Origin of the sequence: Bradyrhizobium sp. STM 3843 (assembly GCF_000239815.1) — a bacterium.
In the GTDB taxonomy this organism is placed as follows: Bacteria; Pseudomonadota; Alphaproteobacteria; order Rhizobiales; family Xanthobacteraceae; genus Bradyrhizobium.
Map to the genome: position 1 here is coordinate 16,070 of NZ_CAFK01000053.1, position 17,201 is coordinate 33,270.

Genomic DNA, 17,201 nt, shown 5'->3' on the forward strand with positions numbered 1-17,201 from the left:
GATGCGAGTTCACTCGCCCAGACGCTAAATCCGTCACCACGCGGGCAAGCTGGCTTGGTAGCCTTCGGGTGTCGGATCTCGTTGAGATAGCATGTGAAGTTCGATTGAAATCGACTCTGTCTTCGGTGGCTCCTGGCCAGACCTTAAGCGATAGGTTGCGTGCTCAGAGGAGAATTGCTGCTGTATGAGGCGACGATCGATACCAAGTCGCAAGGAGGTGAGGCATTGCCTGGCTGGGTCGAGCGAAGCGTGTTCTGGCACATCTATCCTTTGGGGTTCGTCGGTGCCGAGCCTCAGCTTACGGCGGATGCCATCGTTACGCACCGCTTGCGCCGTCTGATCGGCTGGCTCGATTATGCCGTCGAGCTCGGCGCATCCGCGCTTCTGCTGGCGCCGATCTTCGCGTCCTCCACCCACGGTTATGACACGATCGATCATTTCCGGATCGACCCACGGCTTGGCGAGGAGGAGGACTTCAACGCGCTGATTGCGGCTGCCCACGCCAAGGGCCTGCGGGTCGTGCTCGACGGCGTCTTCAATCATGTCGGACGCGACTTCCCACGCTTTCAACGCGCGATCGCGAGCCGCGCCAATACCAATGACGCCGCCTGGTTTCGACTGGCATGGCCGGCGAACTCCGCCGGGATGTCGGAGCCCGATTACGCGACCTTCGAAGGCCACGCCCAGCTCGTCGCGCTCAACCATGATGCGCCCGAGGTCGCCGACTATGTCACCGGCGTCATGAATCATTGGCTCGACCGGGGTGCCGATGGGTGGCGGCTGGATGCCGCCTATGCCGTTCCGCGATCGTTCTGGCACAAGGTGCTGCCTTTGGTCCGCGCCAGGCACCCCGACGCGTACATTTTCGGCGAAGTGATCCATGGCGACTATGCCGGCTTCGTGCGCGAGACCGGCGTCGATGCCGTCACGCAATATGAATTATGGAAGGCGATCTGGAGCGCGCTGAACGATCGCAACTTCTTCGAGCTCGCCTGGGCGCTGGAGCGGCACAACGCGCTGCTCGATAGCTTCGTGCCGCAGACCTTCATCGGTAATCACGACGTGACGCGGATCGCGAGCCAGTTGAAGGACGAGCGCCATCTGGCGCATGCCTTGGCCATTCTGATGACGATTGCGGGCACGCCTTCCATCTATGCCGGCGACGAGCAGGCGTTCCGCGGCATCAAGGAGCATCGCGCCGGCGGTGACGATGCGATCCGCCCCGCGTTTCCGGCAGCGCCCGATGGCCTCGCCCCGTTCGGCTGGCCTGTCTACCGGCTGCATCAGCTCCTGATCGGGTTGCGGCGGCGCCATCCGTGGCTGCATCGCGCGCGAAGCCGAATGGTCGAATTGCACAATACGGACGTCGTCATTGAGGCGTCCTGCGGCAGTTCTCGACTTTGGACGGCCGTGAACGTCTCGGATGCCCCGGTGACGCGAACCGTTCCGGCGGCTGCCCAAAGCATCGCAGGCGAACTCGCAGTCCATCGCAAGGATCAGGTGACGAATATCGTCATTCCCGCGCACGGCTTCGGCATTCTCGCGCCATGCTGAATGTGATGCGATCCACAGTCGTTGCCGCGGTTCGGCCGCATCTTCTCCGCCACGGAGGAGGTGAGCCATATTCGATGCTTTCGACCTGGTGCTCGTGCTTGCCCTTTTTGTCTTCCTGTTCTTGCCAATCGCCAACCGCAGAACGGTGATGATGAAGCTCGGCATGGTCGCGACCCTTGCCGCGCGGTTCGCGCTCTCCGTCACCGGAGCCCACAGTCCCGAACTGCACGCCCAGCGATCGCAGAACGTGTCGACTGGCCGCAATTGAGCGAAGTCGGCCTTGGTCGGCATCACCGCCAGCGCCGCTCCTTGTGCGTTGGCACCGGCTGCCGCATTGTGTAACGACGAACCATCGCAGCGAGCCCTATCTAGGACATCCGATGCCAGCTCTTGCCCATGCGCTTCTCGCCGCCCTAAGGGAACACGGCGCTCGCGAAATTTTCGGTATTCCCGGTGATTTCGTGCTGCCGCTGTTCAAGGTGATCGAGGAGAGCAACATCCTGCCGAGCTTTACCTTGAGCCATGAGCCGGCAGTGGGCTTCGCCGCCGATGCCGCCGCGCGCTACCATGGCGGCCTCGGCGTGGCCGTGGTGACCTACGGTGCCGGCGCCTTCAACCTGGTCAACTCGATCGCCGGCGCCTATGCCGAGCGCTCGCCGGTCGTGGTGATCGCCGGCGCGCCCGGCGCACGCGAGCGAGTCTCCGGCTTCCTGCTGCATCACCAGGCGCGCACAATCGACACGCAGCTTGCCGTGTTCAAGGAGATCACCTGCGATCAGGCGGTGCTGAGTGATCCGGCTACCGCTCCGGCGCAGATTGCGCGCGTATTGCGTAACGCCAGGGAGATGTCGCTGCCGGTCTATCTCGAATTTCCCCGCGACATGGTCGATGCCGAGGTCGAACCGGTCGTGGCGCTGCCGCCGCGGCGGGCCGATGCTGAGGCGCTCCGCGAATGCGTCGAGGAGATCCTCGGCCGCCTCCAACACGCGTCGGCGCCCGTCATCGTCGTCGACGTCGAAATCCGTCGCTATGGCGTCGAGGACAGGATCGCCGCACTGGCGCGTAAGCTCAACGTCCCGCTGGTCACGACCTTCATGGGCCGGGGCCTGCTGGATCAGGCCGACGATGTTGTTGCCGGCACCTATCTCGGGGCCGCCGGCGATCCTTCGATCTCGCGCGTGGTGGAAGAGGCCGATCTCGTGCTCATGCTCGGGGTCATTCTGTCGGACACCAATTTCGCGTTGTCGAACCGGGCGCCCGACCCGCGGCGGACGATCATGGCCTCGAGCCGCGAGGTGCAGATCGGCCATCATGTCTATCGCGACATGCCGCTCTCCGATCTGATCGGCGCTCTGGAGAGCCGGGCCGTGCCGCAGCCCCCGCGCGCCGGCATGCCGCGGCAGCGCTCGACCTATCCACGCGGTTTGCCGCAGGACGATCAGCCGCTCGCGCCGTCCGATGTCGCGACCGCGATCAACGACATGTTCGATCGCCATGGCAAGATGCCGATGACATCGGATATCGGCGATTGTCTGTTCACGGCGATGGAGATCGACAACACTGCGCTGGCCGCACCGGGCTATTATGCCGGCATGGGCTTTGGCGTGCCGGCCGGCTTCGGCGTCGCCGCGACCGGCCTGCGGCCGCTGATCCTGGTCGGCGATGGCGCGTTCCAGATGACCGGCTGGGAGCTCGGCAATTGCCGCCGCTACGGCCTCGATCCGATCGTCGTGCTGTTCAATAATTGCAGTTGGGAGATGTTGCGCGTGTTCCAGCCGGAATCGCGCTTCAACAATCTCGACGACTGGCATTTCGCCGAGGTCGCCAATGCGATCGGCGGGACCGGCGAGCGGGTGACGACGCGCGGCGAACTTGCTGCGGCGCTTGATCGCGCCGTGGCACGGCGCGGCCAGTTCTCGCTGATCGAAGTGATGCTGCCGCGGGGCAAGACCTCAGATACCCTGGCGCGCTTTGTCGCGGGCTTCAAATCGGCGCGTGAGCGGATGGCGAAGAGCTGAACGACGCATCGCGGTGTGTTCCCCGACCGGCTGAATGCATCGATTGGCGATTGTGAGCAAGCTTCGGCATTCCTGCGCCTCGCATGAACCGATCTGCCTCCTGCAACGTCCAATGGGCGCAAGGCTCTTTCACGGGCCGTGTTCGTGTGTTGAGGGGACATTTGATGAAGCTGCCATTCGTTATTGCCGCAGCCCTGGCGATGGTTGTCGGCGTTACTCACCCCGCACAGGCCAAGGACGCCGCGCCGCGCAAGCTTGCCGGTCGCTATCTTCTCGCCACCGATGATGGTCGTCCCGCCGACTGCATCATCCGCTTGAAGACCGACCCGATAGGCAAGGGGCAGGCGCTGGACCTGACAGAAGAGTGTCGTCAGCGCCTAGGCTTGCAGTCCGTGACCGCATGGCAGCCGCGTGGCGATCTGATTCTGTTCCTGAGTGAAGCCGGTACGCCGGTCGTCACGTTTCAGGAGGATGAAGAGCTCGAGGCGGCCAAGAACCGGTTCGTGTTCTCCGAGGCCAATGGCGGCAACCGTTATCTGCGTGAATGGCGCGATGGCGATGTGCTGATGTCGCAGAAGCCGTACGACGCGGCCGGCACCTGGACCATGAGTGTGAAGTCGGCCAATGCGTGCGTGTTGGTTCTGAAGAAAGGAGCGTCCGGCGACGCCGGCACCGTGGCGCTGCAGCCCGGGTGCCGCGCCGAGATCGCCGCGCTGCAACTGGCAGCGTGGAAAAAAGAAGGACAGGATCTTCTGCTTCTGGATCAGGCCGGCAAAATGGTCCAGCGCTACATCGCGCTGGATCCGAACTCCTTGCGGAAGCAGGACGACAACACCGTCATGCTCGGCCGGCCGGTGCGTAACTGACGAGCCGCCGAGCTGTGCGCCGCGTTGGCTACACCACCTGCACCTTGGGCTCGCGTGCCCAGTAGCGCAGCTCGCCGCATTGTTTGACGAAGCCTTGCGCATCTGCAGGACTCTGCAACACCCTGCAACCGGCATCGAACGTCACGCCGGCCTTGTCGAGCAGCGGCTTGGCGGCGGCGGTGGCGGCGATGAACTTGGCATGTGCAAAGGCGTCGGCGACGAAGTCGCGCGCGGTGGCCTCCTGGCTCAGGAGCTGCGCGCCCCGATCGGATAACACCAGGGCCACCGCGTCGTAGAGGACCGATGGGCCGCCATTCACCTTCTGCTTGGCGGGCCGCACTTGGCCATCGGAAGCCTTGAAGCCGCCGACCGTTGGCGCGACCAGCTCGATCATGCCACCTTGCCCGATCACCGCGTGCTCCAGCGCAGAGAGCAGGCTCGCATCGGCGCCGTCGCTGACGAGAATGCCGAGCTTGCGGCCCTTGAAGCTGCTGGGGCCGTTCTTGACGATGCTGAGAGCAGGTGAGGACGGCAGATCGTTGATCACCTTGCGCGCCGGCTCGGTGGCGGGCGGCAGTTCGATGCCGAGCCCGTTCGCGACGCCTTGCGCCAGGACATTGTCGACATTGACGAGGTGCGACACCACGCGTGCGCGGATCGCTGGCGTCTCCACCTTGCTGAGCTCGAAGACGAAGGCGTTCTTGATGTGGGTTTGTTCGATCTCGGTCTGGCTCAGATAGAACTGCCGCGCCTGGCTGTAATGATCGGCAAACAGTTCGGCGCGCACACGCCGTTTGACACCGGAGTCCTCGGCCGCGAAAGAGCGGAAGCCGACATCGGGCACTTCGCGGGGTCCGCCGCTATTGTTGCCCCAGGAGTTCGGCTCGTAATTGGCGCGACCCTTGGGGTTGTAGAGCGCCATGTGCCCGTCCTGCTGAAAGTGGTGAAACGGACATTTCGGCGCATTGACCGGCAGATGCGTGAAATTCGGGCTGCCGAGCCGTTTCAGCTGGGTGTCGAGATAGGAGAAGTTGCGCCCCTGCAGCAGCGGATCATTGGTGAAGTCGATACCGGGCACGATGTTCGCGGTATGGAAGGCGACCTGCTCGGTCTCCGCGAAGAAATTGTCCACCGTGCGGTTGAGCACCAGGCGACCGACCCGCCGCACCGGAACGCGCTCCTCAGGAATGATTTTGGTCGCGTCGAGAATGTCGAACTCGAATTCGTCGGCGAACTTGTCGTCGAACAATTGCAGGCCGAGCTCCCATTCCGGAAAATCGCCTGACTGGATCGCGTCCCACAGATCACGACGGTGATAGTCCGGGTCGGCGCCATTCAGCTTCACTGCCTCGTTCCAGACCACCGACTGCATGCCGAGCTTCGGCTTCCAATGAAATTTCACGAAAGTCGATTTGCCTTCCGCATTGATCAGGCGAAAGGTGTGCACGCCAAAGCCTTCCATGAAGCGGAACGAGCGCGGGATAGTGCGATCTGACATGATCCACAGGGCCATGTTGATCGATTCCGGCATCAGCGAGATGAAGTCCCAGAAATTATCGTGCGCGGTCTGGGCCTGCGGGAAGCCGCGATCAGGCTCCTGCTTCACGGCGTGGACCAGATCGGGAAACTTGATCGCATCCTGGATGAAGAACACCGGGATGTTGTTGCCGACAATGTCCCAATTGCCCTGCTTGGTATAGAGCTTCACCGCGAAGCCGCGCACGTCGCGGGCGAGATCGGACGAGCCCTTGTTACCTGCGACCGTCGAGAAACGCACGAAGGCCGGAGTCTGCTCGCCGGCACGCTGGAAGATATCGGCCTTGGTGATATGGGCAAGGGATTCATAGCTTTCGAAGAAGCCGTGGGCGCCGAAGCCGCGCGCATGTACCACGCGTTCCGGGATGCGCTCATGGTCGAAGTGGAAGATCTTCTCGCGAAAGTGGAAGTCCTCCAGCAGGGTCGGGCCGCGCGGACCTGACTTGAGGCTGTTCTGATCGTCGGCAACAGGAACTCCCTGCTGCGTAGTGAGAGATGGAACACCATGTCCTGCGGTCTGGTGGGTCTCACCGCCGGTGCCGCGCCGAATCTCGGCGTCGGCCATGCGGGCTGATTGAAACGTATCGGAGTTGGAACCGGCCATACAAGGACCTTCCGTGTCGTATGAGGGGTGATCGCAAGCCAGCAACGAGGGTGTCGTTCGCTACGTCCCGGCAATGACCCTGGCCAACGCGCGGACAGCAAGAACGGTCATTATTGGGTCAAAAAAAGCCCGCCCCAAAACAAGGGCCCTCGGCCGGCTCGACCGGTCTATCGGATATTGGAACGAACGCTCCGCGCCAACGTTCGCAGGCGTCGGATCCGTCATTGCCGGGATGCGCGCCATGGCTGACAGCACGATCAAGAAGGTGACGGCGGAGACCGCACCTGAAGGGGCAATGGGGCAGATCTATCTCGCTTCGGGCAAGCGCGTTGCGATGCGCCTGTGGAAAGCGGAGCAGCCTCAGGCCAAGCAATCGGTGCGCCGCGACTACGAAACCGTCGGTTACGTGATCTCCGGACGTGCAGAGCTCAGCCTCGAAGGCCAGATCGTCAAACTCGGACCCGGTGATTCCTGGCTGGTGCCGGCCCAAGCCGAGCACAGCTATCGCATCCTGGAGCCGTTCACGGCGCTGGAAGCAACCGCGCCGCCGGCGCAGGTCCATGGCCGGGACGAATAGGCTGGAAGATCTAAGTGATGGTCGGACCGTTCAGCAGGCGAGGTTGCGGATTGCCGTGCGATGTCGCTACTGCGCGGCCTTCTCGTGCGAGGCAAGGCCGACCGCCTTGTAGTCATACGTCGGATAAAATTCGGTGCGATACGAGCCCCACGCGGTGTCTTCCAGAATCCGGTTGACCTCGCGCAGCCGTGACGCTGGCAGCCGCAACGTGACGACCTGGCCGATCCCCATCATCACGTACCAGCTCACTACCTCCACGCCCGCGGGCGGAAATGCCTTGTAGAAGCCCTGCTTCTCGAGCTGCGCATTGAGCTCGCTCAGCGGGCGCGATTGATCGTGTTTGAGAAAGACCGTCAACAGCACGGCATTGTCGGGCGTCGGCGTTGCCGTGCTGGCCGGCGGTGTCTGAGCGATGCTGCCCGAACTGTAAACGGCGGCCGATGTCAGGACGGCGAGGGCAGTCAGCAATGCCGATGTCGATCTCATGTCGTGTTCTCTTCACATAGCGTTGACGGCGTTCGGCGCCGATCGCGCGCGATCATCGATGTGGAGCGTTGGCCTGTAAACCGCAAAGGTGCTGACAGGACCTCTCTCCGGCAAATGTGAAGCAACTCACACGCGATCATTGCGCAGTGCGATAATCAAGAGACACGCCGGTCGCGGCGATAAGGAAGACCTGATGACGACACGACGACTGGCCTATTGGTGGCTCAGATTCGTGTTCTCCGGACGGTTCCTGGACACGTTTCTGGGGCGGCGCAGCCGACGCCCATAGTCGCGCTTCGGCGCCCGCGTGAAGGATGATCGCGTCTCACGCCTTCGAGATTGGAGGCGAAGTTGAGCGGTCGTCAGCCGATCAGCCGCTTGCAGAAGGCGGCGCCGTCCTGGATTGCGTCGCGGCCTTTGTAAGCGAAATAAGTCAATCGGCCGCCGAGCGAACGATGGCTGCGGAGCCGGCGAGACCCGAGCACATGGCCGACCTCCTGCGGGAAGCGGCTTACTTCGGCTGCGACCATGGTCTCGATCGCTTGCATGATGCTCCGCAGCCGCCTGCCCCAATCGGAGTCCTCAAGCCGATCGAGGCGCACCTGTATGGCGTATTCGGTGTCGTAGATGTCGGTCAGGATTTCCTTGGCAACGACCACGCGGTTGTTCTTCAAGGCGATCCGAAGCGCCAGGCGCTTGTCCTCGAGCTGGTCCAGCACCATCGATACGGCAATTGCATAGGGCGTCGCGGCGACGTCCGCGGCGTTCTTGCTGCGGGCTGCCTTGGTGGCGAGGCGCAGCAACTGCCAGGGTTCCTTCAATCGCTTGGCCACGAGCGCGAGCGCAAAAGGCACCGCCTCCGGCGTCTTCTTTCGAAAGCCATCGAGCAGCACGGTCATCTTCTTGACCTGGGGATCGTCGAACTCCACGACCCGTTCCGGCAGCGTATCGTTGAATTTCGCCAGCTCGTCGCGCGCCTGGAGGGCCTGCATCAGCTTGATCACGTCCTCGAACACGGAGCGGGCTGCCGTATAGGCCTTGAGCTTGCCGCGGACCTGGTCCGGGCCATCGGGGCGCGCCAGCACGCCCTCGAAGGACTTCGTCACCTTGGTCTGGAAAGCGTTGGCGGTCTTGTGGATCTCGCGCTGCCGGTCGGACGCGATCAGATCCTTCATCTGGGCATTGTAGTCGCGAGTCATGGTCGGCAGCAGATCGCGGCTGATCCATTCCCAGATCGGCGCCAGCGATGAGCGCGCGATCCGCCCCGAATTGGCATGCTCGGGCGAGCCGTCGATCAACAACTGCTCGATCGGCATGAAGAAATATCGGGATGGGTTCGCGGTCCGGTGATGCGTGGTGCCGTCCTTGCGGAACTCAGCACGCAGCCGCGCCTGGATGTCGGCCGAGCCGGGCATCTCGACGCCATTCATTTCGAGCCGTTCGAGCTCGCTGAGCAAACAGCTCCGCGTCAGCGGCGATAGCCGCTGCAGGAATTCCCAGATCCTGTCGATCGATCCCATTGAGGTCTGGTTTTCTGCGAAACGCCTGGCTCGCTCGCACCGGGGGCGAGAATGACCGATGCAAACACAAAATTGTTCGCACTCGATTAATCAAACCGAGTAAACGAAAATTGCCGGGGCTCTGGCGGTCCGATGGACCGGGCGGCGGGCGACACGCAAGGCGCAGAAGGCCACGTCTATCTTAGGAAGTGATGAACGCACGGAGAGGGGACGGATGCGTCTGCAACCAGGGCGAGAAAATTGCCCATGCTTTGTAAAGGCTTATTTCAAATTCCCGTAATAATACGGATCGGGAAGTTAACGCTCGTTAAGCATGTTTTCGGACACAATCCCGGGCATGTCACAGCCGAGCAAGATCATTGTCGACGATCGACCCATGCCGACGGTGCCTGGGCGACAGCTCGCTGACCATCGGCTTCTGGAGGAGAGTCCAAATTCTTCGGACTTCAATTCAGGCGCCCCGACCCACGTGCCAGGCGCGGAGCCGAGCGGCGATGCGCTTGCGCGCCAGCTAAACGGCTCGCTGATGGCTCTCTTGCTGTACATGGGCGAGATCAAGCAGCAGAGTGACAAGATCGCGCAGACACGCACCGAGCGACGCTATCTGCAGGCGATCGTGGACAATGCGGTCGAGCAGACAGAGCGGGTTTGTGCGTTGGTCCGCCAGATCTCGGGCTCTCATGTGCCTTCGACAACGGGGCGCTCACGCTCTGCGGATCAGAATGCAGCGGGTGGCGCCTCGATGCCAAGCGTCCCGGCCCCGGTTGCCCGCCAGCAGAGGCCGCTGACGCCGCGCGAACGCGAGGTGTTGCAGCTCATCAGCGAGGGCTATTCCAACAAGCAGGGCGCCTTGCGCATGAGGATCAGCCCACGCACGTTCGAGAGCCATCGCGCTGAGGCGATGCGCAAGCTTGGCGCCCGCAATACCGCCGAGCTGGTTCGAGCTGCGCTGCTCCAGGCGCTGGACTGAGACAGGGCGTCTGCACCGCGTCGACTTGGCCGGGGCACATCGCGCCAGCGAGGCCACAAGCGTCCGTGGCAAAAGCTCGCGGCTGGTCTGCAGCCTTGGCCGCGAGCTGTTAGAACTAGAAATAGTCTTCCGCGAACGGGCGCACGCGCGATGTCGGCCGCAACGCAGCTTCCGGTTTGGGCGGCATTGGAACGATGGTGATGGTCCAGCGCGGCGGCACACTGGCTTCCTTTTCCATCACCGAACGCACATGGCCCGTGATGGTGGCGCCACCGGATTTTACAGTTGCCGGTCTGCCGTTGAACTGCGCGATGCGAAAACGCCTGACTTCCTTCTGGTCGGCTGTTTCGAATGTAAACATGGACACATCTCCTATGTTCGCAGGAGTGTCGCAATTCATCATTAGTCGTTTGTGAAAATCGCGGGCCGTAGAAGTACGGCAGCGTTTGGCGCGGGCGCTACATGCGACCCGCGTGCGAAAAACAGTCAAAATTGACGAAACAGCGACGGCGCTGCAGCGATCTCGTAGGCGAACGTCGGACTCGAAGGTCATCAGAAGTTCCGGATTCCGGTGTGGTTCGATTCGGAGATTCGCTCGATGCACTTCGCCGAGGCGATGAAGCAAATTCTCTGAGCCGTCACATTAGTTCGGTTGCGTCTCCTCCAGCTCCTGTGCGCGGGCCGCGGCATAGGCCGCATCGATGCTGTCCAGCAGCTCCGCGTAGTCCTCCTTCGAGAGGCGCGGCGCGCTCTTCTCCAGCGCCAGAGCGAGGCTCGCAAGCCGTCGATAGCCGAAGGTTCCTGCAGCGCTCTTCAGCGAATGGGCCTCCCGACCGATCCGGATGCGCTCGCGATTGAGCGAAAGCTCGCGCAGCAATTTCAACCGTGCATCGGTTTCGCTGATGAAGACGGAATGGATCTCCCGTGCTGCCTCCTCGCCGATCTCGCCCTGCAGCTCGGCATAGGCCTCGTGGTCGAGCGCGGGCTCGGGCGCGACTTCGGTCTCCAATCGTAGCGTCGCGAGCGAGCCGCTCGTTTCCGTGGGCTGCAATGGCGGGGCCGCAGATCCCTTCAGCGTGTCCCTCGCCGCGGAAGACATCGGGATCGGGAGGACGCGCAGGATCGCTTCCACCAATGCCTTCTTGCGCGCGGGCTTGACGACGAAATCGTTCATGCCTGCCTCTCGGCAGGCCCTGATATCTTCCATGAACGCGTTGGCGGTAAAGGCAATGATCGGAACCTCGGAGCGCCGTTCGCCGCGCGCGCGGATGGTTCGCGTGGCCTGGAAGCCGTCCATCTCCGGCATCCGGACGTCCATCAGGATCAGGTCGTAGTTGAAGCGGTTGGCGGCCGTGACGGCCTCGGCGCCGTCGCAGGCCGTGTCGGTCTGAATGTCGAATTCCTTCAGCATTTTCGTCGCGACCAGCCGGTTGGTCGGATTGTCGTCGACGACCAGCACGCGCAGGGGCCGACCGAACGCCGCGATCCGGCTCTGCAACGCCGCGAAGATGCCGTCGTCATTCTGTTCGGGCGCAGCCGCCGTCTCTGCGATCGGCAGCGTGAGGCGGAAGGAGAACGTCGAGCCGCGGCCCAAGGTCGATGATACGTTGATCTCACCGCCCATCTGTTCGGTCAGGCGCTTGCAGATCGCGAGACCGAGGCCCGAGCCGCCGAAGCGCCGATTGATGGAGGCATCAGCCTGCACGAAGTTGGCGAACAGCGTGCGGATTTTCTCGGGCGCGATCCCAATGCCGGTGTCGCTGACCGACCATTCGATCGTTGCCTTCTGCCCGTCCCGAGCGACGCAGCTGGTCGTGACGATGACTTCGCCGGCCGCGGTGAACTTCACCGCGTTCGACACCAGGTTCAGCAGAATTTGGCGGATGCGGCCGGCGTCGCCAATCAGCGCCGGCGGCAGCTCCGGATCGATGACGCTTCTGATCGTAAGGTCCTTGGCGGCTGCTCGCGGCCCGATGATGGAGAGGGCGTTGTGGACCATCGCCTCGGCGGAGAAGCCAATGTCTTCAAGCGAGAGCTGGCCGGACTCCAACTTGGAGAAATCGAGAATGTCGTTGAGGATCTCCAGGAGGCTGTCACCGGCATTGTGGATCGCGACCACCGAGCGCCGCTGCTCGGGATCGAGATCGGTCTCGAGCAACGTGGTGGCGAGCCCGAGCACGGCGTTCATCGGCGTGCGGATTTCGTGGCTCATCATGGCCACGAAGGTCGATTTTGCCGCATTCGCCGCCTCCGCGGCATGAATCAGGTGCTCGTGTCGACGCCACCAGCGCGTAATCAGCACAGCGGCGGCGAGCACGGCGACAGTGCTGACAAGCGACATGATCGTGAGCAGGGTCGCCATGGCGCGCCAGCTTCTGAGCGCATGTTCTTGTGAGACGGAGACGACAACGGTGGCCGGATAGCTCGGCAGCATCTTTGCCGCGCGCAGCCTCGCCTCACCGGTCTTGCGGCTCGGCTCGCGAAGCACGCCGCCGGCCGCAAGGGTGCGCTGGCCGAATCCCGACGAGGGACTGCCGAGCTCGTTGACCGGCGGGAAATGTGCGATCATCACGCCGTCGTCGCGCAGCAGCGCGACGTTGGCATCGAGTCCGAGCGAAGTGGAGCCGAATACGTTCTCGAGATAGGGCACCGACAGGGCGCCCAGCATCAGTCCCATGAACTCGCCCTTGGCGTCGTTCAGGCGGCGGGCGAGATAGAAATTCCAGGTGCCGTCGCCGCGGTTCTGATACGGCATGCTGATGACGGTTCCGGGCGCAGTATCTGCCTTCAATGTCGTGAAATAATCACGATCGGAGATGTTGACGTCGGGGATGGGCCAGTAACGGGAGAAGTTGAGCAGCTTGCCTTGTGCGTCGATCAGGGTGACAGCATCGAGTTGCGGCAGGCCCGCGATCTTCTCCTTCAACAGGTGGTGGGTTTCGATATCGGAAGCGGCCACGCGAAAGGTCGTTGCGTCCACGGCGCCGCGACGGACGAGGTAGTCGCCGACGCTCGACAAGACGAGGTCGACGGACTTCAGCGAGCGATCGGCGTTCTCCGCAAGCGTCAGGCTATAGCGGCTGAGTTCTTCCTCGCTCTCCTGCAGCGCGCGTTCGCGCAGATTGCTGAGAAAGAACAGGTTGCTGCCGGCGATGATGCCGATCAGGGCCAGCGCGATCGCTGCCGGCACGCCCAGGACGCGTTTGGAAGCAGCCATCTTTCGCTACCAGCCGGCGGATCTGACCAGTTTCTGCCGCTCGGTGTCCGTCGCGATCTGCTTCAAGGTCTCGCGAAGCAGCTGCAGATTGATCGGCTTCGCGAACGGCGGACGGACGTTGACGCTGAGAAAGTTTCCGATGCGCACGGTCTCTGCGAGCGCCTTGTCGTCGGATGCGCTGATGATGATGACCGGCGCACGACATTTCAGTTCGGCCAGCAGCTCGAGGACCTCGATCCCGGATCGTTCGCCGAGCGAGAGATCGAGCGTGATGCAGTCGAAGGTCTGTCGCCGCAGCAGGGTGCAGGCCCCTTCGACCGAGTTCACACCGGTTGTGTTGAAGCCGGCCTGAGCGGCAATTTTCCGCAGAATTGACAGATGCACATCGGCATCTTCGATCACGAGGAGTTCGTTGCGCATGTTGCTTTTCCCGTGCCGGCCTGGGCATCGCTCGGCAGGCCCACCGCTTGGTTTAAGCTGGCGCCTCTGACGCCCTCGTAAATTTTCGATCCCGTAGGATTACGGACGAACGGCGGACAATCGGGACGAGAATTCCGCGGAACCGCGTGTGGCATCGACACGGTAGGCGCGAAAACGGCGGCTGAGCATGCAATCCGCCGCCGTTGTCAACGGGCGGCCGATCTATTCGGCCGGACCGAACACGGCTTCCATCTTGGTCTTGAGCGTCGCCGCATTGAACGGCTTCACGATATAGTTGCTCACGCCTGCCTTCTTGGCGGCAATGACGTTCTCGGTCTTCGACTCCGCCGTAATCATGATGAAGGGCGTTTTCGAGAGCTCGGGGCTGGCGCGGACCTCCCGGAGCAGATCGTAGCCGGTCATCGGTTCCATGTTCCAGTCCGAGATGACCAAACCATATTTCTTGGCCTGCATCTTTGACAGCGCAGCCGATCCATCGCTGGCGTCGTCGACGTTCTCGAATCCGAGTTGCTTCAGCAGGTTGCGGATGATCCGGATCATCGTGGCGTAGTCATCGACCACCAGGATGGGCATCGACAGATCAAAGGCCATGTCACGTTACTCCGCGCGTTTCGTCATCAGCCGAACACGGGCGAGATATTCAGCACGAAGACTATTCGACGCTTTTTGGACTCGCGCTCGTCAGCATCTGACAATTATCAGTGCCCGTTGAACAGCGCGTTAATGCCGTCCCGTACAATTGTCGGGATTGTGAAGGGCGCCGTAATTCTACGGAGGCGGCGTCAGCGGCTCGCGCAACATCTCGACGAGCTCAGAGCGAGGAGCGCGGTCGCACCAGGCGGTCGTACTGTGTCTTGACCGCGGCGTAACATTCGCAAGCGGTCTTCTTCAAGCCCTCAAGATCGACAATATCGATATGGCCGCGACTGTAATGGATGAAGTTTGCCTGCTGCAAGGTGCTGGCGACCAGCGAGACGCTGTTGCGGCGCGCGCCGATCATATGCGCCAGCGATTCCTGGGTCAGATAAAGCTTGCTGCCGCCGGACAGGTCGTGCGTCTGCAACAGGCAGCGTGCGAGCCGGGATTCGACGGTATGGGCCGCGTTGCAGCCCGCAGTCTGCTGGGTCTGCACGTAGATGGCGAGCGCGTGCCTGATGAGCAGCGCCCGGAATGTCGGGCTTTGGTCGGCCGCAGCGCGAAGGCGATCGAGCTCCATCGTGGTCGCGACGCCGGGCACCATCACGACGGCGCTGTTCAGCGCGATCGGTTCCACGGTGAGCGCCGATGCGGCGCCAAACACACTGTCGCGTCCGATCATGGCGACCTGCACGCGCTCGCCGCGTGCCAGATTGACAACCAACGAAATCACGCCGCGATGGGGAAAATAAGCGCGCTGAAGCCTTTCCCCGACCTCGGCGAGGGTCGAATCCTGGAGCAGATCAACGACCCGCAAGTGGGGGCGGATGAGCTCAAAATCATCTTCAGTCAGCGCCGACAAAAATCCATTCGGAGAGCGCGGGCTCGTGTCCAAAGTCAGATCTCCTGCCTTGCTGGTAAGGACGCCTCCAGCCAGCCGACAATGCACGCTGATCACCCCACACAATGAATCTCGTGCGTTCCTCTGACAAGAGAAATCGGCCGGGAAGCCTTCGTTCGATTTTTAGCTAAATTCGCTCTGATCTGTGTGGATGGTATTGTGCAGATGCACAGGGACGCTGAACGAGATAGTTCAGTTCAGTTCAGGCGTCGGCCAGGGATGGTGGTACCCCGCATGCGCCTTGGCGAACAGCGGGTTGTTGCATTGTCGACCGCGATCGTGAGACGTGAAGTAGCTCGGCATGAAATGCCGAGCCCGTCCTTGCGCATGCGCTGCCAGCATTCCGTCCGATGGGCATTGAACAACATGACGCATGATGGGAGTCGACGATGTAACTTCGTGTCGGTGTGATTGACAGGCCGCGGCATTGCAGACGAGAGTGAATGAACGCGCTGATTCGTCGGGTTCTCACGCTTGATCCGCAATGGTCGCCTTTGCAATCTGGGGCGATCACTATTCGAGTTGTCGGTGTGGAAGTCGATCTCGCGCGGCGACTTGGCTCAAGCAGGTGACGCCTGCGTGTCGAGCCGTCGGAGTCATTGGCTTTGATGGTGTTCGCGCATGGCGACGACGGCGGCGGTGCACGAGTCCCGTATCGCGTTTCGATTTGCAAGTCCGCAGGCGGATTCGCAGCCCGCGCTGTAAGGACTTCAAATCGCGGCATTGGTTCGTCAAATCCAGGAATGCGGAAGATGGCGGCACCATTTCAACAACAGAAGCCTGATCAGCCTACGTCGGAAGACGGTGCGGACGCCGAGGAGCAGACGCTATTGAGCCAAGGGCAGGGCATGGCGCTGGTCGGCCAGGTCGCCGGCGGCATACTTCACGACTTCAACAATGTCCTGACGGTCATCACGGGGACCATCGATATACTTGCCCAAGCGGTGACGGACCGACCGGAGCTTGCGGCCGTGGCGCGGCTGATCGACGAGGCTGCGAGTCGAGGTGCAAGGCTGACCTCACAGCTCCTGGCTTTCGCTCGTGGGCGGCCGCCCCAGCCGTGTCAAGTTGACATCAACGAGCTGCTGACCGATGTCGGCCGTCTGCTTCGTCCTACCCTGGGGGCGCAGATCGAGATCACCACCGAAGTGGCAGCCGAGATGCCGAACGCCTTTGCTGATCCGGGCCAGCTCATGGCGGCGCTGCTTTGTCTCGGAATAACCGCACGCAATGCGATGCCGGAAGGCGGGGCGCTGCACTTCGAAGCCGGCTGTTCGGTGGTCAATGCTGCGGATCGGGCCGCAGTCAATTGCGTCGTGATTTCGCTCAAGGTGATGGCGAATGGAAACATCGCCGTGAGCTCGTCCCAGATGTTTACCCAGATCGGGATGGTCGAAGACTTCGTCAGGCGGTCGAACGGGCGTCTCTCCATCGAGGAAGCTGCAGGGGCCGTGGCAAGGGTCGAGATTTCACTGCCGCGCGCGGAGTTTCCTCCTCATGGTTAGCGGCGGGCTAATGGACCGCAGATAGCGCCGAGGAACGATCCGTCTTGCCCCATCAAGGAAAGTGAATTTCGGACACGGGCGCTTGCCGACCTGTTTGGGCACAAATTGACATCAACGATTAGGGTGCAGTTAGGGATAACCACGGCAGCCGTCCTTCTCCCTGGAAATGCAGAACACCGTTTAACGAACGGGTAGGACTCCGCGGACCAGTCTGCGCCATCGCCGACAGAACTGTGCGGCGGTGTTCAAACTGTTCATCCAGAAGGGAATGACAATGTCAGGTATCGTTCTTTCGGCGTCGGTGCGCCAGAATCTGCTCTCGCTGCAGTCGACCGCCCAGCTTCTCGCCACCACCCAGAACAACCTCGCC

15 protein-coding genes are annotated in these 17,201 nt (G+C 62.1%); 7 read left to right on the top strand and 8 right to left on the bottom strand.

The window, feature by feature from the left end; genetic code table 11:
- Nucleotides 1–159: 159 nt before the first annotated feature.
- From BRAS3843_RS07660 to BRAS3843_RS07675, 4 genes are all read left to right on the top strand, one after another.
- Complete coding sequence (locus tag BRAS3843_RS07660) at nucleotides 160–1,554, top strand: alpha-amylase family protein (RefSeq protein WP_008968230.1); 1,395 nt, start codon at nucleotides 160–162, stop codon at nucleotides 1,552–1,554.
- Nucleotides 1,555–1,642: 88 nt separating this feature from the next.
- Nucleotides 1,643–1,822, top strand: coding sequence for a hypothetical protein (locus BRAS3843_RS07665; protein ID WP_008968231.1), 180 nt, complete (start codon nucleotides 1,643–1,645; stop codon nucleotides 1,820–1,822).
- A 112-nt stretch (nucleotides 1,823–1,934) separates the two neighbouring features.
- Nucleotides 1,935–3,572 (top strand): indolepyruvate/phenylpyruvate decarboxylase, encoded by a 1,638-nt coding sequence (gene ipdC / locus BRAS3843_RS07670; protein WP_008968232.1) that lies wholly within the window; start codon nucleotides 1,935–1,937, stop codon nucleotides 3,570–3,572.
- 164 nt (nucleotides 3,573–3,736) lie between these two features.
- Nucleotides 3,737–4,438, top strand: coding sequence for an AprI/Inh family metalloprotease inhibitor (locus BRAS3843_RS07675; protein ID WP_008968233.1), 702 nt, complete (start codon nucleotides 3,737–3,739; stop codon nucleotides 4,436–4,438).
- Between the two features lie 28 nt (nucleotides 4,439–4,466).
- Here BRAS3843_RS07675 and BRAS3843_RS07680 read toward each other — a convergent pair whose 3' ends face one another.
- Nucleotides 4,467–6,578 (bottom strand): catalase, encoded by a 2,112-nt coding sequence (locus BRAS3843_RS07680; protein WP_008968234.1) that lies wholly within the window; start codon nucleotides 6,576–6,578, stop codon nucleotides 4,467–4,469.
- Between the two features lie 241 nt (nucleotides 6,579–6,819).
- On the opposite strand from BRAS3843_RS07680, the gene BRAS3843_RS07685 reads away from it, so the two are divergent.
- Nucleotides 6,820–7,155, top strand: coding sequence for a cupin domain-containing protein (locus BRAS3843_RS07685; RefSeq protein ID WP_008968235.1), 336 nt, complete (start codon nucleotides 6,820–6,822; stop codon nucleotides 7,153–7,155).
- A gap of 66 nt (nucleotides 7,156–7,221) precedes the next feature.
- Here BRAS3843_RS07685 and BRAS3843_RS07690 read toward each other — a convergent pair whose 3' ends face one another.
- A complete protein-coding gene (locus tag BRAS3843_RS07690; RefSeq protein ID WP_008968236.1) occupies nucleotides 7,222–7,641 on the bottom strand; it encodes a hypothetical protein in 420 nt (139 codons plus the stop codon).
- 362 nt (nucleotides 7,642–8,003) lie between these two features.
- Nucleotides 8,004–9,161, bottom strand: a complete 1,158-nt coding sequence (locus BRAS3843_RS07695) for a hypothetical protein (RefSeq protein WP_008968238.1) — start codon at nucleotides 9,159–9,161, stop codon at nucleotides 8,004–8,006.
- A 376-nt stretch (nucleotides 9,162–9,537) separates the two neighbouring features.
- Here BRAS3843_RS07695 and BRAS3843_RS07700 point away from each other — a divergent pair, with 376 nt between their 5' ends.
- Complete coding sequence (locus tag BRAS3843_RS07700) at nucleotides 9,538–10,131, top strand: helix-turn-helix transcriptional regulator (RefSeq protein WP_244425158.1); 594 nt, start codon at nucleotides 9,538–9,540, stop codon at nucleotides 10,129–10,131.
- A 115-nt stretch (nucleotides 10,132–10,246) separates the two neighbouring features.
- Here the strand turns inward: BRAS3843_RS07700 and BRAS3843_RS07705 are convergent, their stop codons facing one another.
- The 5 genes from BRAS3843_RS07705 to BRAS3843_RS07725 all read right to left on the bottom strand — a co-directional run bounded on the left by BRAS3843_RS07705 (nucleotide 10,247) and on the right by BRAS3843_RS07725 (nucleotide 15,320).
- Nucleotides 10,247–10,492 carry a hypothetical protein gene (locus BRAS3843_RS07705; protein ID WP_008968240.1) on the bottom strand — a complete coding sequence of 82 codons (246 nt, stop codon included), beginning with the start codon at nucleotides 10,490–10,492 and terminating at the stop codon, nucleotides 10,247–10,249.
- Nucleotides 10,493–10,774: 282 nt separating this feature from the next.
- Nucleotides 10,775–13,348 carry a hybrid sensor histidine kinase/response regulator gene (locus BRAS3843_RS07710; RefSeq protein WP_008968241.1) on the bottom strand — a complete coding sequence of 858 codons (2,574 nt, stop codon included), beginning with the start codon at nucleotides 13,346–13,348 and terminating at the stop codon, nucleotides 10,775–10,777.
- A 6-nt stretch (nucleotides 13,349–13,354) separates the two neighbouring features.
- Complete coding sequence (locus BRAS3843_RS07715; protein WP_008968242.1) at nucleotides 13,355–13,768, bottom strand: response regulator; 414 nt, start codon at nucleotides 13,766–13,768, stop codon at nucleotides 13,355–13,357.
- A gap of 222 nt (nucleotides 13,769–13,990) precedes the next feature.
- Nucleotides 13,991–14,380, bottom strand: a complete 390-nt coding sequence (locus BRAS3843_RS07720; RefSeq protein WP_008968243.1) for a response regulator — start codon at nucleotides 14,378–14,380, stop codon at nucleotides 13,991–13,993.
- A 220-nt stretch (nucleotides 14,381–14,600) separates the two neighbouring features.
- Nucleotides 14,601–15,320 carry a Crp/Fnr family transcriptional regulator gene (locus BRAS3843_RS07725; RefSeq protein ID WP_008968244.1) on the bottom strand — a complete coding sequence of 240 codons (720 nt, stop codon included), beginning with the start codon at nucleotides 15,318–15,320 and terminating at the stop codon, nucleotides 14,601–14,603.
- Between the two features lie 758 nt (nucleotides 15,321–16,078).
- Between BRAS3843_RS07725 and BRAS3843_RS07730 the strand changes: the two genes are divergently transcribed.
- The gene (locus tag BRAS3843_RS07730; RefSeq protein ID WP_008968245.1) at nucleotides 16,079–16,831 is read left to right on the top strand and encodes a histidine kinase; all 753 of its coding nucleotides are present in this window, start codon (nucleotides 16,079–16,081) and stop codon (nucleotides 16,829–16,831) included.
- The last annotated feature ends 370 nt before the right edge of the window (nucleotides 16,832–17,201 follow it).

Excerpts from the sequence above, each read along its gene's own strand:
- BRAS3843_RS07700 (WP_244425158.1), top strand. The coding sequence starts at position 9,538 with ATGCCGACGGTGCCTGGGCGACAGCTCGCTGACCATCGGCTTCTGGAG.
- BRAS3843_RS07705 (WP_008968240.1), bottom strand. The coding sequence starts at position 10,492 with ATGTTTACATTCGAAACAGCCGACCAGAAGGAAGTCAGGCGTTTTCGC.
- BRAS3843_RS07675 (WP_008968233.1), top strand. The coding sequence starts at position 3,737 with ATGAAGCTGCCATTCGTTATTGCCGCAGCCCTGGCGATGGTTGTCGGC.
- BRAS3843_RS07730 (WP_008968245.1), top strand. The coding sequence starts at position 16,079 with ATGGCGGCACCATTTCAACAACAGAAGCCTGATCAGCCTACGTCGGAA.
- BRAS3843_RS07710 (WP_008968241.1), bottom strand. The coding sequence starts at position 13,348 with ATGGCTGCTTCCAAACGCGTCCTGGGCGTGCCGGCAGCGATCGCGCTG.
- BRAS3843_RS07685 (WP_008968235.1), top strand. The coding sequence starts at position 6,820 with ATGGCTGACAGCACGATCAAGAAGGTGACGGCGGAGACCGCACCTGAA.
- BRAS3843_RS07695 (WP_008968238.1), bottom strand. The coding sequence starts at position 9,161 with ATGGGATCGATCGACAGGATCTGGGAATTCCTGCAGCGGCTATCGCCG.
- BRAS3843_RS07720 (WP_008968243.1), bottom strand. The coding sequence starts at position 14,380 with ATGGCCTTTGATCTGTCGATGCCCATCCTGGTGGTCGATGACTACGCC.
- BRAS3843_RS07690 (WP_008968236.1), bottom strand. The coding sequence starts at position 7,641 with ATGAGATCGACATCGGCATTGCTGACTGCCCTCGCCGTCCTGACATCG.
- ipdC (WP_008968232.1), top strand. The coding sequence starts at position 1,935 with ATGCCAGCTCTTGCCCATGCGCTTCTCGCCGCCCTAAGGGAACACGGC.
- BRAS3843_RS07680 (WP_008968234.1), bottom strand. The coding sequence starts at position 6,578 with ATGGCCGGTTCCAACTCCGATACGTTTCAATCAGCCCGCATGGCCGAC.
- BRAS3843_RS07715 (WP_008968242.1), bottom strand. The coding sequence starts at position 13,768 with ATGCGCAACGAACTCCTCGTGATCGAAGATGCCGATGTGCATCTGTCA.